The organism is Minwuia sp. IMCC3009 (assembly GCF_029909415.1).
Taxonomy (GTDB): domain Bacteria; phylum Pseudomonadota; class Alphaproteobacteria; order Minwuiales; family Minwuiaceae; genus Minwuia.
In genome coordinates this window covers 1986494-2003035 of sequence record NZ_CP123781.1, presented here as the reverse complement: position 1 = coordinate 2003035, position 16542 = coordinate 1986494, and the positions used below count along the sequence as shown (strand labels likewise).

Annotated in this window: 14 protein-coding genes; 10 read left to right on the top strand and 4 right to left on the bottom strand. The window is 64.7% G+C overall.

Annotated features, from left to right (window positions below; all coding sequences use genetic code 11):
- Positions 1–6: 6 nt before the first annotated feature.
- Genes QGV55_RS09370 through QGV55_RS09345 form a run of 6 tightly spaced genes read left to right on the top strand, consistent with a single transcriptional unit; the run spans position 7 to position 7648 of the window.
- Entirely contained in the window at positions 7–687 is a 681-nt protein-coding gene (locus QGV55_RS09370) for a GNAT family N-acetyltransferase (RefSeq protein WP_281017080.1), read from the top strand.
- 5 nt (positions 688–692) lie between these two features.
- Entirely contained in the window at positions 693–1706 is a 1014-nt protein-coding gene (locus QGV55_RS09365; RefSeq protein WP_281017081.1) for an N-acetylneuraminate synthase family protein, read from the top strand.
- A 6-nt stretch (positions 1707–1712) separates the two neighbouring features.
- Positions 1713–3536, top strand: coding sequence for an asparagine synthase (glutamine-hydrolyzing) (gene asnB, locus QGV55_RS09360; RefSeq protein ID WP_281017082.1), 1824 nt, complete (start codon positions 1713–1715; stop codon positions 3534–3536).
- Positions 3533–4684: an N-acetyl sugar amidotransferase gene (locus QGV55_RS09355; protein WP_281017083.1), complete on the top strand. Its 1152-nt coding sequence runs from the start codon at positions 3533–3535 to the stop codon at positions 4682–4684. Before asnB ends, QGV55_RS09355 begins: the two co-directional genes overlap by 4 nt.
- Positions 4681–5025, top strand: coding sequence for a hypothetical protein (locus tag QGV55_RS09350; protein WP_281017084.1), 345 nt, complete (start codon positions 4681–4683; stop codon positions 5023–5025). Before QGV55_RS09355 ends, QGV55_RS09350 begins: the two co-directional genes overlap by 4 nt.
- A complete protein-coding gene (locus QGV55_RS09345; protein WP_281017085.1) occupies positions 5006–7648 on the top strand; it encodes an AMP-binding protein in 2643 nt (880 codons plus the stop codon). Before QGV55_RS09350 ends, QGV55_RS09345 begins: the two co-directional genes overlap by 20 nt.
- A gap of 4 nt (positions 7649–7652) precedes the next feature.
- On the opposite strand, the gene QGV55_RS09340 is transcribed toward QGV55_RS09345, so the two are convergent.
- Both QGV55_RS09340 and QGV55_RS09335 read right to left on the bottom strand, forming a co-directional pair.
- Positions 7653–8975: an MFS transporter gene (locus QGV55_RS09340; protein WP_281017086.1), complete on the bottom strand. Its 1323-nt coding sequence runs from the start codon at positions 8973–8975 to the stop codon at positions 7653–7655.
- A complete protein-coding gene (locus QGV55_RS09335; RefSeq protein WP_281017087.1) occupies positions 8968–9780 on the bottom strand; it encodes an alpha/beta fold hydrolase in 813 nt (270 codons plus the stop codon). Before QGV55_RS09335 ends, QGV55_RS09340 begins: the two co-directional genes overlap by 8 nt.
- Positions 9781–9971: 191 nt before the next feature.
- On the opposite strand from QGV55_RS09335, the gene QGV55_RS09330 reads away from it, so the two are divergent.
- Positions 9972–11177, top strand: coding sequence for an acyl-CoA dehydrogenase family protein (locus QGV55_RS09330; RefSeq protein ID WP_281017088.1), 1206 nt, complete (start codon positions 9972–9974; stop codon positions 11175–11177).
- Positions 11178–11281: 104 nt separating this feature from the next.
- Here the strand turns inward: QGV55_RS09330 and hisI are convergent, their stop codons facing one another.
- Positions 11282–11659, bottom strand: coding sequence for a phosphoribosyl-AMP cyclohydrolase (gene hisI, locus QGV55_RS09325; RefSeq protein ID WP_281017089.1), 378 nt, complete (start codon positions 11657–11659; stop codon positions 11282–11284).
- A gap of 100 nt (positions 11660–11759) precedes the next feature.
- Here hisI and QGV55_RS09320 point away from each other — a divergent pair, with 100 nt between their 5' ends.
- From QGV55_RS09320 to QGV55_RS09310, 3 genes are all read left to right on the top strand, one after another.
- Positions 11760–12524 (top strand): N-formylglutamate amidohydrolase, encoded by a 765-nt coding sequence (locus QGV55_RS09320; RefSeq protein ID WP_281020142.1) that lies wholly within the window; start codon positions 11760–11762, stop codon positions 12522–12524.
- On the top strand, positions 12521–13663 hold the full coding sequence (locus tag QGV55_RS09315; RefSeq protein ID WP_281017091.1) for a carboxylate-amine ligase: 1143 nt from the start codon (positions 12521–12523) through the stop codon (positions 13661–13663). The genes QGV55_RS09320 and QGV55_RS09315 overlap by 4 nt, the downstream gene beginning before the upstream one ends.
- 65 nt (positions 13664–13728) lie before the next feature.
- On the top strand, positions 13729–14031 hold the full coding sequence (locus QGV55_RS09310; RefSeq protein ID WP_348637620.1) for a DUF1244 domain-containing protein: 303 nt from the start codon (positions 13729–13731) through the stop codon (positions 14029–14031).
- Between the two features lie 195 nt (positions 14032–14226).
- Here the strand turns inward: QGV55_RS09310 and QGV55_RS09305 are convergent, their stop codons facing one another.
- A complete protein-coding gene (locus QGV55_RS09305) occupies positions 14227–16515 on the bottom strand; it encodes an NADP-dependent malic enzyme (RefSeq protein WP_281017093.1) in 2289 nt (762 codons plus the stop codon).
- Positions 16516–16542: the final 27 nt, after the last annotated feature.

The window sequence follows — 16542 nt, the reverse complement described above, 5'->3', positions numbered from 1 at the left end:
GCTCCCATGGCGCTGCGGCCGGATGACTGGCTGTCCGGCCTGCTGGGCAAGTCTGTCTGGCATCTGACACCGTCCGCCGAACCCGGACGGGCCATCGAACTGCCTGACGGCGAGCCGTGCTTTGTCGATGCACGCCTGCCTGTTTCCCGTACCGAAGTCTCACGTCGGCTGGAGGACAAGGGGTTCCGCCTGGTCGATACGGGCATGAACTTCGAACGCCCCGTCTGGGGCGCGGCCAACAGCCGGTTCAGCCGGGCGGCAAAGCCGAAGGATCGCGCGGCGGTGGAGAGCATCGCCGAACGCAGCTTTTCCTTCAGCCGGTTCCATCTGGATCCGATGGTGACGACGAATACCGCCAACGAGATCAAGCGCCAGTGGGCGGGCAACTGGTTCGAAGGCAAGCGCGGCGACGGCATGATCGTGGCCGAGGTCGATGGTGTGACGGCCGGGTTCCTGCAGTACCTGCGTTCGGGGGATGTGCTGACCATCGACCTGGTGGCGGTCGACAATCGCTACCGGGGCAGGGGACTGGCACGCGACATGATCGCCTGGTCCGAGTCCATGGTGCCGGGAATTGCCATCCTGCGGGTCGGCACACAACTCGCCAACGCCGCTTCGCTGCGCAGCTATATGGGCGACAACTTTCGCCTGATCGCCTCCAACTACGTCTTTCATTACCACGGGTGAGCGCCATGCAGATCGCAGGCAGGAACACGAACGACGCAACCTTCATCATCGCCGAGGTCGGCAACAATCACGAAGGTGACTTCGGGCTGGCCAGGGAAATGGTCCATCTGGCCGCTGACGCCGGTGTCGATGCAGTGAAATTCCAGACCTTCAGTACCGACCAGTTCATCGCGCCGGTCGATGCGGTACGGTTCCAGCGGATGAAGGGCTTCGAACTGACCCACGACCAGTTCGCCGAACTGGGAGAGCTGGCCCGGGCCGCTGGCCTCGCCTTCATCTCCACCCCGCTGGACATGGACAGTGCCGTCTTCCTGAACGATCACGTGGACGCCTTCAAGATCGCCAGTTCGGACAATACCTTCTGGCCGCTGATCGACTATGTCGCGGCCACGGCGAAGCCGACGATCATTTCCACCGGGCTGGCGGACATGGACTGCGTGCAGCAGTCCGTCTGTCGCATCAAGTCCCGTTGGGTCGCCGACGGTGTGGCGCCGGGTCTGGGCGTGCTGCATTGCGTGACGGCCTATCCGACCCCGCCGGAGCACGCCAATGTCGCCGCAGTCCGCACCATGATCGATGCGCTGCCGTCCTGCGATGTCGGCTACTCAGACCACACCAGCGGCAATGAAGCAGCCGTGGTCGCGGTCGCCCTGGGCGCGCGCATTGTCGAGAAGCATTTCACCATTGCCCACGACCACAGCGATTTCCGCGATCACCAGCTCTCGGCCGATCCGGCGGAGATGAAGGAACTCGTACAGCGCGTGCGCATGACCGAGACCCTGCTGGGGTCCGGCGAAGTGACCATGGCCGCCATCGAGCGGGATACCGCGCCGCTGGTGCGACGCTCCATCGCTGCCCGTCGTCCGCTTGCAGCGGGCCACCGGGTCGCCGACAGGGATCTCGTCTGGGTGCGCCCGGGCGACGGTCTGCCGCCGGGGCGGGAGCATGAGGTGATCGGTCGTACCCTGATGGCTCCGATGGCCATGGGTGATCGCTTCACCGCCGAGATGCTGGGCTGACCGGCCATGTGCGGGATCGCCGGACATTTTGGACCTGACCGGCCGCTGCCGCAGCGGGAAACCGCCTGTCTTGAGGCCATGGGGCGGCGTGGTCCCGATGCGTCGGGCCGCTTCAGCGTCGAGATGGGATCGAACTGGCTGACGTTGCTGCACACACGGCTTGCGATCATCGATCTGGATTCTCGCGCCGATCAGCCGTTTCGTCGCGATGGTCTGACCGTCGTCTTCAATGGCGAGATCTACAACTATGTCGAGGTGCGCCAGATCCTGCGGGCCAGGGGCGTGACCTTCACCACCGAGTCCGACACGGAGGTCCTGCTGGAGGCCTATCGCGCCTGGGGCGACCGGCTGGTGGATCACATCGAGGGCATGTGGGCCTTCGCGCTGCATGACGCCAACCGCCGTCGGCTGCTGATCTCCCGCGATCCGTTCGGGGAAAAGCCGCTCTACTGGCAGGACATGGGGCAGGGGTTCCGCTTCGCCTCCGAGATCAAGGCGCTGGCAGCACTCAATGGCGTGCGCCCCTCCGTGAACGAGGAGACCGTGCGCCGCTATCTCGTGAACGGCTACAAGTCGCTCTACAAGTCCGGCGATCTGTTCCATGCCGGTGTCCATGAACTGCCGCCGGGGCACAATCTGGTCGTGGGCGACAATCGTGGTGTCAGCATCGACGAATACTGGCGGCCCGAGTACCGCCCGGAAACCGGCATGTCCTTCGGTGCAGCGGTCGAGGGACTGCGGTTTCATCTCGAAGAGAGCATCCGCCTGCGCCTGCGCGCCGACGTGCCGATCGCCTTCTGCCTGTCAGGCGGTGTCGACAGTGCCGCGCTGGCGTCCTTTGCCGCGAAGCGCCATGGCGCGGATGTGGCGTCCTTTTCCATCATCGACCCTGACCCGCGCTATGACGAGAGCGCGAACATCGCCGCAACCGTGCGCGACCTGCGTTGCCGTCATCACGAGATCCGGCTGGAGCAGGCCAGCGATCTGGACCGTTTCGCCGACTTGGTCGCCTATCATGACAAGCCGGTCATCACCGCGTCCTACTATGTGCACAGCATGCTGTCGGAGGCGATGCGGGCGGAGGGTTTCCGTGTCTCGGTTTCTGGCACCGGTGCGGACGAGCTGGTCACCGGCTATTACGACCATTTCAACCTGCATCTGCAGGCCATGCAGGGACATCCGGACCGGGCGGAGCGGCGCGCCGACTGGCAGCGCCACGTGCAGCCCATCGTGCGGAACCCGCATCTGCAGGACCCTGACCTCTACAGCGCGCAGCCGCAGTTCCGTGACCATATCTACCTGAACCGCGACGTGTTCTCCGACTATCTGACGACGCCTTTCGACGAGCCATTCACGGAAAGCGCACTGTCCGACGATCTGCTGCGCAACCGGATGCTGAACGAGCTGCGGACGGAGGCGGTGCCGATCATCCTGCGGGAGGACGACCTGAACTCCATGCGCTCGTCGGTGGAGAACCGCAGTCCCTACCTGGACCGGAAGCTCTGCGACTTCGCCTACACGATCCCGCCGGAACACCTGATCCGCGACGGCCATGCCAAAGCACCGCTGCGTGCCGCGTCGCGTGGTGTGCTGAACGACAAGGTGCGGCTGGACCGGCACAAGAAGGGGTTCAACGCGGCCTTCCGCAGCCTGTTCGACCTGGATAACCCGAAGACCCGCGAGCGTATCCTGGATGACGGGCCAGTCTTCAATCTGGTGAAACGTGACCGGATCGAGGCGGCGATGCGTGAACCTGATCTGCCAAACAGTTTCTCCAAGTTCCTGTTTTCCTTCGTTTCCGCGAAACTCTTCATGGAGCAGTGGGCATGAATGTTCGTTTCTGCCAGTCCTGTGTCCTGCCTGACAGCCGTCCCGGCATCACCATCGGGTCCGATGGCGTCTGCAATGCCTGCAAGGGACACCGGCGCAACCGGGTGGAGATCGACTGGGCCGCGCGGGAGCAGCGCCTGAACGAGGTCGTGGGCTGGGCGAAGGCGCGCAATGCCGCCTATGACTGCATCGTGCCCGTCTCCGGCGGCAAGGACAGCTTCTGGCAGGTCGCGCGCTGTCTCGACATGGGTCTGAAGGTGCTGGCCGTGACCTGGAAGTCGCCGGGCCGCAATGCCTTGGGCCAGTCCAATCTGGATGCACTGGTGCGGCTGGGTGTCGATCATGTCGACTTCGCCATCGACCCGTCCGTCGAAGCGCGTTTCATGCGCCGGACCCTGATCGAGACCGGGTCCAGCGCGGTGCCGATGCATCTGGCGATCTTCGCCATTCCGATGCGCTTTGCCGCCCGTCTGGGTGTGCCGCTGATCGTCTGGGGCGAGAGCCCGTTCATGGAATATGGCGGCGATGCCGGTGACAGCGATCTCGACCTGCTGAACCATGCCTGGCTGAAACGCCATGGCATCCTGCAGGGGCGGGAGGCGCAGGACTGGATCGGTGACGAGCTCAGCCCGCGCGAGCTTGAACCCTTCACCCCCCCGACCGAGGCCGAGTTCGACGCGGCGGACATCCGCTCCATCTTCCTGGGCTACTACCTGCCCTGGGATCCTTCCGAGAGCCTGCGGGTGGCGGAGAAGCACGGGTTCCAGCGCCGGGCGGAGGGGCCGAAGGTCGGCCTGTATGACTATGCGGACATCGACTGCGACTTCATCTCGATCCATCACTGGTTCAAGTATCCGAAGTTCGGTTTCACCCGTCTGTTCGACAACCTTTCGCTGGAAATCCGCAACGGGCGCATCAGCCGTGATGCGGCACTGGCCACCATCGCGCGGCTGGGCGACCAGCGACCCGACGCCGACATTGCCCGCGCGCTTGCGTTCATGGACCTGTCGCCAGCGGTCTTCGCCGAGCTGGAGGAACGCTTTCGCGACCACGCGATCTGGCAGCAGCGGGACGGTCAGTGGGTCGTGCCGGGCTTCCCGGTTGCCGACTGGCGCTGGCCGCGGGCGGATCTGGAGCAGGCGGCATGAGGCTGGCCGAGAAATCACCCCCGCGCGTGTTTCAGCCCGCACCGGGCATCGCGATCTCCGATTGCGGTGACGTGCATCTGGCGACGGATGAGCAGGTCACGATGGTCACGGCCTCCGGTCGTCGCATGGACGTGGCGGCGAAGGACTTCGGGTTCTACGCCACACCGTCCGTCAATGGCCGCCTGAAGGGGGAAGGGTTCAAGACTGCCCTTGTCCGCAATGGTGCCGGCCAGATCTACGTGATGGTGGTCGAGCAGGACCGGATGGACCGTTTCGACGCCTATTGTGCCGCCGAAAGTCAGACAGTGCTGGAGTGGCTGGATGAACGCCCCCTGGGCTGACAACACCCTGCAGGGCGTGCTGTTCGCCAACCGGGCGCGGATGGGGAGCAGTGCGTTCCTGACCCTGGTCCAGGGTGACGGGACGGAGCAGAACTTCTCCTACGACGAGATATACGTCCGGGCGCATGCCTGGGCGGTGCGCTACCAGGACCAGGGCGTGGGACAGGGCGACCGGATTGTTGTGGTGCTGAGGCACGGCATCGACCTCTACACCGCCTATATCGGGGCGATCCTGATGGGGGCGGTGCCGGCCATGTTCGCCCATCCGTCACCGAAGCTGTCTGAGGATGTCTACTTCGAGACCGTGCGCAGCCTGCTGGAAGGCAGCCGCGCACGCGTGCTGGTCACCTACGGCGAACTGGCGCCGAAACTCTCCGGGCTGGTTGACGCACTGCCGACGTTCGATGCGTTGCTGATCGCGCGCGACGAGGAGACAGCGGCATCGACGCCGCCGAACGACGGCGACCCGATCCGGCTCTTCGCGCGGCCTGCGATGGATCCCGATGATCCGGCCTTCCTGCAGTATTCGTCCGGCACGACCGGGCTGAAGAAGGGCGTCACGATCAGCCACAGGGCGTTGCTGTGGCAGATCGCGGCTTATGGCGACATGATCCGGGCGAGCGAATCCGACGTGATCGTCAGCTGGTTGCCGCTCTATCACGACATGGGGTTGATCACCTGCTTCTTCCTGCCCCTGATCAAGCGCTGCCGTCTGGTGGCGATCTCGCCCTTCGATTGGGTGCAGAATCCGACACTCTGGCTGGATGCGGTGAAGCGTCATCGCGGCACACTGAGCTGGCTGCCGAACTTCGCCTACAGCTTCATGGCGCGCAATGCGCCTGCGGGAGACCATGACCTGTCGTCACTGCGCGGGTTGGTGAACTGCTCGGAGCCGATAACGGCGGCCGCGCACGGGGCCTTTCTGGACCGCTTCGCCGATGCCGGTTTCAACCCTGAAGCGTTCGCCGGTTCCTATGCGATGGCGGAGGCAACCTTTGCCGCTACATCGGGGGGGGTCGAGACAGCCCTGCGGACGGAGACGGTGGATATTGCCGCACTGACCGACCGACACGTGGCGGAACCGGCTGCGACGGGCCGGATGCTGGTGTCATCGGGTGTTGCGCTGCCGGCCACGCAACTGACAATCCTGGATGAGTCCGGGAAGCCGCTGCCGGAGCGCCATGTCGGCGAGATCGAGATCAGCGGCCCGTCCATGTTCACCGGCTACGACGGGCAACCGGAACGCACCGCCGAGGTGCTGCGGAACGGGCGCTATCGCAGCGGTGACCTTGGCTACCTCGCGGACGGGCACCTGTTCGTGGTCGGGCGCAAGCGCGACCTGATCATCATCGGCGGCAAGAACATTCACCCCCATGACGTGGAGGCACTGGCTTGTGGTGTGGACGGTGTGCTGCCCGGTCGCGCGGTTGCCCTGGGCGATCATGACGAGAGCGCAGGCACCGAACGTCTGGTGCTGATCGCGGAGAGCGAGCGACCGCAGGCCGAATGGCCCGCGATCGCCGCCGCGATCCGTGAAACGGTCGCGACCGGCACGGAGATCGTGCCCGGTGATGTGCGCATCGTGGAGCCGCGCTGGCTCAGGAAATCGACCTCCGGCAAGATGGCGCGCGGGGAAAATCTCAAGCGTTACCGTGCACTTCCGGCGATTGATTCGCATGCAACATCAGAAATGCCGACCGTCACGACACGTTCACTGATCGAGGATGTGCGGCGGGTGGTGATGGATGACGTCCTGTCCGGTCGCCGGGTTGACGATGATGCGTCCCTGATCCGGGGCGGGCTGGTGGACTCCTTTTCCACCGTGACCCTGATCCTGGCGCTGGAGCAGCGCTTTGGTGTTTCAGTCCCCGAGAATGTCACTGCCGATCCGACAGCACTGGACAGCATTCGCGCGATCTCGCGGACCATCGAGCGTCTGCGCGCCGAGCCGGTCGGGAGCGCTGAAACATGCGAACTGACCGCCGATCAGGTGCCGATGATCACGGACGAACCTGTGGCACTGCCAAAGGGGCGTGCCGGCTTCTGGACCTGGTACTACCGCTTCACCTTCCGCCGTCTGGGGATCGGCTATGGTCCCGGTCTGCGGGTGCTCGGCCCCATCCTGCTGCGGCCTGATGGCGACCCGCGCAACATCCGTCTCGGCCGCTCCGTGACCCTGATGCCCTGGGTCGATCTGAAGGTGCGGGAGAATGGGCGCATCATCCTGGGTGATGGCGCGGCGGTGGACACGACCGCGCGGCTGGTGGCGGCGCGGGACGGCACGATCCGGCTGGGGGACCGGGCGCAGGTCGCCTTCTCCTCCATCATCAACGCCGGGGCGGATGTCACCATAGGACGCGACAGCGCCACGGCGGGGCACTGCACCATCATTGCCTCCGAACACCGCTTCGACAGCCGGGAGCCGATCATGCGCCAGGGCTATATCCATGAGCCCGTGCTGATCGGCGCGGATGTCTGGCTTGCCTCCGGTGTCACGGTCACGCCGGGGTCGCGCATCGGCAACGGCGCGATCATCAGCGCCCGCTCCACGGTCTCCGGCGATATCCCCGGATACACCGTTGCCGCCGGTACGCCTGCACGGGTGATCAAGAGCCGCGGCTGATCACTCAGTCGGCGAGCTGCTTCGGGTCACGCAGGAACAGCACAACCAGCACCGCCGCCGCCACCGGCATCGCCGCGAAGGCGATCAGGGTCAGCGTGTAGTCGCCCGTGAGATCGTAGGCGATGCCCAGGGGCAGGGGGCCGAGTGAGGCACCCACGACCCCGATCATCTGTCCCGTGCCCTGGATCGAGCCGATGTGCTTGCGCCCGAAATAGCGCGGCCACATGAAGCCGAAGAAGGTCATCGACACCGCATTGTTGATGCCGAAGACGACGCCGTAGACCAGCCCCGACGTCAGGTCGGTGACATTGCCGGCCGCGACGAGGGCAGCAGCCATGACCAGCAGACCGCCGGCGAAGACCCACTCCGTGCGGAACCTGTCCAGCATGCGCCCCAGCAGCGGCATGCAGATCACCATCGCCACGGCGGACACGGGGAAGATGAGGGAGGCCAGTTCCCGGCCCAGGCCCTGCGCCTCGAAGATCGAGATCTGGAACAGGTGCAGCATGGTGACCAGCATGGCAAAGCAGAACAGTCCCAGGGCGACCAGATAGAACGTCGGTGTACGGGTTGCCTCCGCCAGCGTCAGGCCGAATTCCGGCTTCTTCTCGCTCTCGGTCGCGTCCGGCGCGGCCCTGGCACCGTCCGGCAGCAGGCCGAGATCCTCCGGCTTGTTGAAGACGAGAAACAGCAACCCGGGCAGCAGCAGCAGCGCGCTGAGAACACCCAGCCAGATAAAGGCAGAGCGCCAGTCGCCGCTGTCTATCAGCCACTGGGCCAGCGGCGGATGGATGGCCATGGAGGCGGCGAAACCCAGCATCACCAGCCCCATGGCAAAGCCGCGCTTGGCCGAGAACCACTGGGAGATCAGGTTGACCGCATTCAGCATCAGCGCGCCCTGACCGAGGAAGCGCAGGAGGCCGAAGCCGAGGGTCAGCCAGATCGCAATCTCGAAGACACCGAAGACACTGATGACCGTGCCTGTGACCTGGGAGAAGGCGACGCAGGCAAGGGCGAACAGGACCGTGATGACCAGCGCCGTCCTGCGCATGCCGTGGCGATCCACCTGCCGCCCGACGAAGGGCAGCAGGAATGCCGCGGCAAGGGTGGCAAAGCCGTAGGCGAAGGACACGGCCGTGGCCGAGATGCCCAGATCCTCCACCAGGATACTGACGAAGACGCTGATGGTATGGGACTGGCCGGGGCCGCTGGCCAGCAGCACGATGGCCGCCACGCCCAGCATGATCCAGCCGTAGAAGAAGTGGTTGTTGAGCCCCAGCGCGAAGCGTTCGCGAAATCCCTTCGGGGCCACCTGTTCGTCAGTCATGAAGGCTGCGCGCGAAGTCGAGCAGGTGACGCGTGAAGGTCGCAGGGCGCTCCGCCGGGATCAGGTGACCGGCGTCCTCCACGGTTACCGGACGGGCATCGGGGATCAGGGCGGTCAGTTCCTCGACATCTTCCGCCACCCGGAACACCCGGTCGTGCAGACCGGTCATGACCAGCGTCGGCAGGGTCAGGCGCGACCAGGGGAAGTCCCAGTCGGTGGCGACGGATCCTTCCATCAGGCGGAACAGGCCGTCATCGGGGGACATGGGCTCGTAGGGTGTGCCGGGGAACATGTCGGGCCGCATGGCGACAAGCTGATCGGGATTGACCAGCATCGGCAGATTGGCCTCCATCATCAGGCGTGAACCGCCGTGACGTGCCATGGCGACCATTGCCGTTCCCAGCCATTCGATGCGCGGGCCGGGCTTGCGCAGGGTGTTGATCAGCACCAGCCCTTCCGCCGCGACCCCGTCCAGCCAGGCCTCCGCCGCGAACAGGCCGCCGATCGACAGGCCGACGAGAATGGGCCGCGGCGGCTGCAGGTGTGCCATCAGCCGCTTCAGATCCTCCGCCACCAGTGTCGGGCGCAGATCGGTGTCAGGCCCGAACTCGGTCTCCACCTGTCCGCGGAAGTTGTAGCAGAGCGTGCCATAGCCGGCGTCGCGCAGCGCGGGGCCGATTTCCGCCTGCCAGGCCGCCGCGTTTCCGGTCAGTGCATTGACGAAAACGAATGTCTGCATGTCGCCGGTCGGCGGATCATACTCGAAGTAAAGGCTCTCGCCTGGCGCGATTTCAAAGCGTGACATGTGATCAATCCCCCCGGATATGCTGCATTCTGTTTTGCGCAATCTTCCATGATTCAGATGGCCTTGTGCAGTACCGGGAAGCACATGGCTGCGCCCCCCGTTTCACTTACCTTACGTAAAGGTAAATAGGTTGATCCAGCCCTGAAAATCAGCATCTAATGGATCCATCAGGATTCCGGGGAGTATTGATCATGGATGTCAGCTTTTCTGCCGAGGACATGGCGTTCCGCGACGAGGTTCGTGCGTTTCTGAACGAGGCCTTCGACGACGAACTGAAGGCTGCGATGAAGAAGACACGGGCCGGTTACATGCCGAAGCATCTGCATGTGCGCTGGCAGAAGGCGCTGCACAAGAAGGGCTGGGCCACGCCGCACTGGCCGGTGGAGCATGGCGGCTGCGGCTGGACCCCGACGCAGAAGTACATCTATGACGCCGAGATGTCGGCGGCTGGCGCCCCGATCGTCATTCCCTTCGGCCCGCGCATGCTGGCCCCGGTGCTGATGAAATTCGGTTCCGAGAAGCAGAAATCCGACTTCCTGCCGAAGATCCAGGCTGCTGACCTGATCATCTGCCAGGGCTATTCGGAGCCGGGCTCCGGTTCCGACCTCGCCAGCGTCAAGATGAAGTGCGAGGACAAGGGCGATCACTGGCTGCTGAACGGGTCCAAGATCTGGACCTCCGTCGCCCAGTATGCCGACTGGATCTTCTGCCTGGTCCGCACCTCCAACGAGGGCAAGCGCCAGGAAGGCATTTCCTTCATCCTGATCGACATGAAGTCGCCGGGTGTCACGGTTGATCCGATCATCACCATGGACATGCCGGAGAAGGATTATCAGGAGGTCAATCAGGTCTTCTTCGAGGATGTGAAGGTCCCGAAGGAGAACATGATCGGTGAGGTCAACAAGGGCTGGACCTACGCCAAGTACCTGCTGGAGTTCGAGCGTGGCGGAACCTACAGCCAGGGCCTGAAGCGCGGCATGGAGAAGGTGCGCCAGATCGCGTCGGAGGAGCAGGAGAACGGTGAGCGTGTCGCCGATGATCCGGTCTTCCAGAAGAAGATGGCGGATGCCGATACCCTGATCACCGCAATGGAATATACCGAACTGCGCGTGCTGGGCCGTCTGGCCGGTGGCCAGAATCCCGGGCCGGAAAGCTCGATGATCAAGTGCCGCGGTTCCGAACTGCAGCAGCTTGTGTCGGAACTGGCCTTCGAGGCGGCGGGCATCAAGCAGACGCCGTTCCAGCCGCTGAAGTGGGGCTCCAACGAGCCGCCGATCGGCCCCGACTGGGCCGCCGGTGTCGGGCCGAAGATGTACAACTACCGCAAGGTCTCGATCTATGCCGGATCGAACGAGATCCAGCGCAACATCATGGCGAAGCTGATCCTGGGTCTCTGATCCGGTTCACATGCTGAAACGGAAAGCCCCGGCCATCGCGGTCGGGGCTTTTTCGTTGGAGCACGGACAGGGCAGGTGTTGCGGCAGGGGCAGGCGTTCCTGACTCACGCCGGCTGCATGATCTCCTCCACCCCGTCGTCGCGCACGGCGCGGTAGAAGCAGCTTCTGCGGTTGGTGTGGCAGGCCGGGCCGGTCTGGTCCACCAGCAGCAGGATGGTGTCGCCGTCGCAGTCGTAGCGCATCTCCTGCAGGCGCTGGACGTGGCCGGAGCTTTCGCCCTTGCGCCAGAAGGCCTGGCGGGAGCGGGACCAGTAGCAGACCTGACCGGTCTGCAGGGTCTCGGCAATGGAGGCCCGGTTCATCCAGGCCATCATCAGCACCTCGCCCGTGTCATGCTGCTGGGCGATGGCTGGAATCAGCCCGTCGGCATTGAACAACAGGTCATTGTCGAGCTGCGGGGGCAGGGCGGTCTTCGCTGTCATGGATAGGCTCTTTCAGGTGTGCGGGTTTGTGGCGCAGGGTGGCCTTCTTTGCAGCCTCGGAAAAGCGTCTATTCTGCCGCCCATGTTTGATCCCTTCTCCTTGCGACCCACAGCCGACGTTCAGCCACCGGCCTTTCACCTGTTCAACGGGCAGGGGAAGGCAAGGGCATTGCTGATCTGCGACCATGCCTCCAACGCCCTGCCGCGAGGCTACGGCACCCTTGGCATCGACCCGGACAAGATGTTCGAACATATCGCCTGGGATGTCGGGGCCGCCGCCGTCACCCGTCATCTGGCGGAGATTCTGGATGCCACGGCCATCCTGGGCGGTACCTCCCGTCTGTTCGTTGACCTGAACCGCTATCCGGATGACCCGACGGCCATTGCCGCCTTCTCCGACGGGACGAAGGTGATCGGCAATGCGGACCTGTCGGAGGCGGAGCGGGCGCACCGGCTCTCCTGGCACAGCCAGTACCACAACGAGGTGGAGCGGCAGGTGCACGGGCTGACGGCAGAGACGCCCCCACCACTGCTGTTCATCCACAGCTTCACGCCCATCATTCGCGACATCCGGCGTCCGTGGCATCTGGGCGTGCTGCACGATCACGAGAGCCCGGAGAGCGACCGGCTGCTGCAGGTGCTGCGGCGCAACGGTGACATCACCGTCGGCGACAACCAGCCCTATGCCGTGAACGAGCCGCGATCCTATTCGATCTATCACCACGGGATCAGCGCAGGCCGGCCCTATGTCGCGCTGGAGATCCGCCAGGACCTGATCGAGACTGAGGCGGGCGCGGAGGAATGGGCCGTCCTGATCGGGGATGCCTTCCGGGAGATGCTGGAGCCGCTGGGAGTATTGCCATGAGTGACGACAGCCCGTCCTTCACCATCGGGATCGAGGAAGAATATCTGCTGATTGATCCCGTCACGGGCAATCTGGCGTCCCGCCCGCCCGACAGCATCCTGGAACATGCCCAGTCGCTGGCGCCGGACCAGATCGTGACGCCGGAATTCCTGCGGGCGCAGATCGAGGTCGGTACCCGCGTCTGCCGCACGATTTCGGAGGCCAAGTCGTCACTGATCGAACTGCGCCGGGCCGTTCGGACCGCCGTGACGGAGGAAGGACTGGCCTTCGCCGCCGCATCTTCCCACCCCTTCGCGGAGTGGAAGGAGCAGGAGCCGACGCAGAAGGACCGCTATCTCACGCTGGCCCGTGACCTGCAGACGGTCGTGCGTCGCCTGCTGATCTGCGGCATGCATGTCCATGTCTGCATCGAGGATCCGGAACTGCGGATCGACCTGATGAATCAGGTGCGCTATTTCCTGCCGCATCTGCTGGCGCTGACGACCTCCTCGCCCTTCTGGCAGGGGCAGCGTTCGGGGCTGCAGTCCTATCGCCTGACCGTGTTCGATGCCCTGCCGCGTACCGGCATGCCGGAGGCTTTCGCGAGCTGGGCCGAATATGAACGGCTGAAGACCCAGTTCATCCGTGCCGGCGTCATCGAGGATGCGACCAAGCTCTGGTGGGACATCCGCCCGTCCGACCGCTTTCCGACGCTGGAAATGCGGATGACCGACGTCTGTACCCGCGTCGAGGACACGATCGCCGTTGCTGCCATCTATGCCTGCCTGCTGCGCATGCTGTGGCGGCTGAAGAAGCGGAACCAGCGCTGGCGGGTCTATCCGGCCGCTCTGATCCGGGAGAACCGCTGGCTGGCCATGCGGCACGGTGTGACCGGCACGCTGGTGGACTTCGGGCGCGGTGCGCAGGTGCCCTATGCCGAACTGATCGAGGAGATCCTGGAGCTGATCGCGGAGGATGCGGAGGCGCTGGGCTGCACGGCCGAGGTGATGCATGCGCGGGAGATCGTGCGCCGCGGCACCTCCGCCGACCGCCAGATCGCCACCTTTGATGCGGCGATGAAGGATGCGGAGAATCCGAGGGCCGCGTTCAAGGCCGTGGTGGACGAGATCGTCGCCGACACCGTGCTGGGGCTGGACTGAGGCGCAGACTGGCCCACATGATGGGGAGGAGCGGCCCGCTCTGAACCGGATTCTGACACGGAGTGATGATCATGGATGACCAGACACGTACCGAACTCGAAGCCGCCGCGTTCCGCCGCCTTGTCAGCCATTTCAGGGAACGGACGGACGTACAGAACATCGACATGATGAATCTGGCCGGTTTCTGCCGCAACTGCCTGTCGAACTGGTACCGCGAAGCCGCCGACGACAAGGGCCTCGACCTCTCGAAGGAAGACGCGCGGGAGATCGTCTACGGCATGCCCTATGCGGACTGGAAGGCGAAGTACCAGACGGAGGCAACGCCTGAGCAGCAGCAGGCCTTCAGGGACCAGAACCCGGGCCACTGACGGGCTGGTTTTTGGCCGTCCGTCCTGTTCGGAGCATTCGGCTGCGCCGATTCACCCCCATCCCGACCTTCCCCCGTCGCGGGGGAAGGAGAGTTGGTGTGGGAGCATCGGTTCTTCCTCCTCCCCCTCGACGGGGGAGGATCGAGGAGGGGGTGAAGCCCAGAGTTGCCTGATGAGACCCTGAGAGCCGAACCGTCAGGCCTGTTCGCGGGCTCCGGCCTCGACGACGGCCAGGGCGGTCATGTTGACGATGCCGCGTGCCGTGACGGACGGGGTCAGGATGTGCGCCGGCTTGGCGGCACCCACCAGGATCGGGCCGACGGGCAGGGCGTCGCCCATGTACTTGATCAACTGGTAGGAGATATTGGCCGCGTCCAGATTGGGCATGATCAGGATGTTGGCCTGGCCATGCAGGGCGGCGAGCGGGAAGGCGCGCTTGCGATAGGCCTCGTCCAGGGCGGCGTCGCCATGCATCTCGCCCTCGACCTGCAGACCCGGAGCGCGTTCACGGATCAGTTGCACCGCGTGACGCATCTTCAGGGAACTCTCGGTCGGTCGGCTGCCGAAGGATGAGTGCGAGAGCAGGGCGACCTTCGGCGTGATCCCGAAGCGTTCCACCTGTCCGGCAGAGAGGATCGCCAGCTCCGCCAGTTCATCCGCCGTCGGGTCATAGGACACATAGGTGTCGGCCAGGAAATAGGCACCCTTCGACAGCAGGATCAGGCTGATGGTGGAGAAATCCCGCGCATTCTCGGCCAGTCCGATCACCGTGCGGATATGGTCCAGGTGGCGGTCGAAACGCCCCTCCAGCCCGCAGATCATGGCGTCGGCATCGCCGCGATGGACCGCCAGTGTCGCGATCACCGTCGGGCGGGTACGGACAAGGGTCCGTGCCCTGTCGGCGGTCACACCCTGCCGCCAGGCCCGCTCCAGATATGTATCGACATAGGACCGGTAGCGCGGATCGCTCTCCGGGTTCACCAGTTCGAAATCGGTTCCGGGCCTGATCGAGAGGCCGAAGCGCTCCAGCCGCTGGTTCACGACTTCAGGCCGCCCGATCAGGATCGGCGTGGCGATCCGTTCCTCAAGGGCCACCTGGGCAGCGCGCAGCACCCGCTCGTCCTCACCTTCCGCATAGATCACCCGGCGCGGGGCGGCCTTCGCCTGGGCGAAGATCGGTTTCATGATCAGGCCGGAGCGGAAGACGAAGCGTTCCAGGCGCTCCTCATAGGCTTCGTAGTCGCCAATGGGCAGGGTGGCGACACCGCTGGCCTCGGCGGCCCGGGCGACGGCGGGGGCAATCTTCAGGATCAGGCGCGGGTCGAACGGATTCGGGATCAGCGATCCGCGCCCGAACAGTTCGGCCTCGCCGCTGTAGGCCTTGGCCGCGACATCGGAGGGGGCGGCGTGTGCCAGTTCGGCAATGGCCTCGACCGCGGCCAGTTTCATGGCCTCGTTGATGGCTGTCGCACCGACGTCCAGGGCCCCGCGGAAGATATAGGGAAAGCACAGCACATTGTTGACCTGATTGGGAAAATCCGAACGGCCGGTGCAGATCATCATGTCCGGACGCACCTCGCGCGCGACGTCGGGCATGATCTCCGGCGTCGGGTTGGCCAGCGCCAGAACCAGCGGATCCTTCGCCATCTTCTTCAGCAGTTCCGGTTTCAGCACCCCGGCTGCGGACAGGCCGAGGAAGATGTCCGCCCCGTCGATCACGTCGGCCAGGGTCCGTGCGTCCGTTTCCTGTGCGAACACGGACTTCCAGCGGTCCATCAGCACCTCACGGCCCTTGTAGACAACACCTTCGATGTCGGTGACCCAGATGTTCTCCCGCTTCGCGCCGAGGGAGACGAGGATGTGCAGACAGGCAAGGGCCGCCGCCCCTGCGCCGGAGGCAACGATCTTCACATCTGCCAGGTTCTTGTTCGCGATCTGCATGGCGTTCAGCGCGGCGGCACCGACGATGATGGCCGTGCCGTGCTGGTCGTCATGGAACACGGGAATGCCCATGCGCTTCTTGAGCTGCTCCTCGACCTCGAAGCATTCCGGAGCCTTGATGTCCTCCAGATTGATGCCGCCGAACGTGGGCTCCAGCATGGCGATGGCGTCGATCAGCCGGTCCGGATCGTTGCAGTCCATCTCGATGTCGAAGACGTCGATGCCCGCGAACTTCTTGAACAGCACACCCTTGCCTTCCATCACCGGCTTGGCGGCGAGGGGGCCGATGGCACCAAGTCCCAGGACCGCGCTGCCGTTGGTGATCACGGCCACCAGATTGCCGCGGATCGTCATCTGCGCTGCGGCCCTGGGGTCGTCGACAATGGCCTCGCAGGCGGCGGCCACGCCGGGGCTGTAGGCCAGCGCCAGATCGCGCTGGTTGCCCAGCGGCTTGATCGGACTGACCTCGATCTTTCCGGGGCGCGGGACACTGTGATAGACCAGCGCGCCAGACCTCAGGTCATCGGAAATGTTGCTTGCCATGGTCGTGTTCCCCTTCGGCCTGTCGGC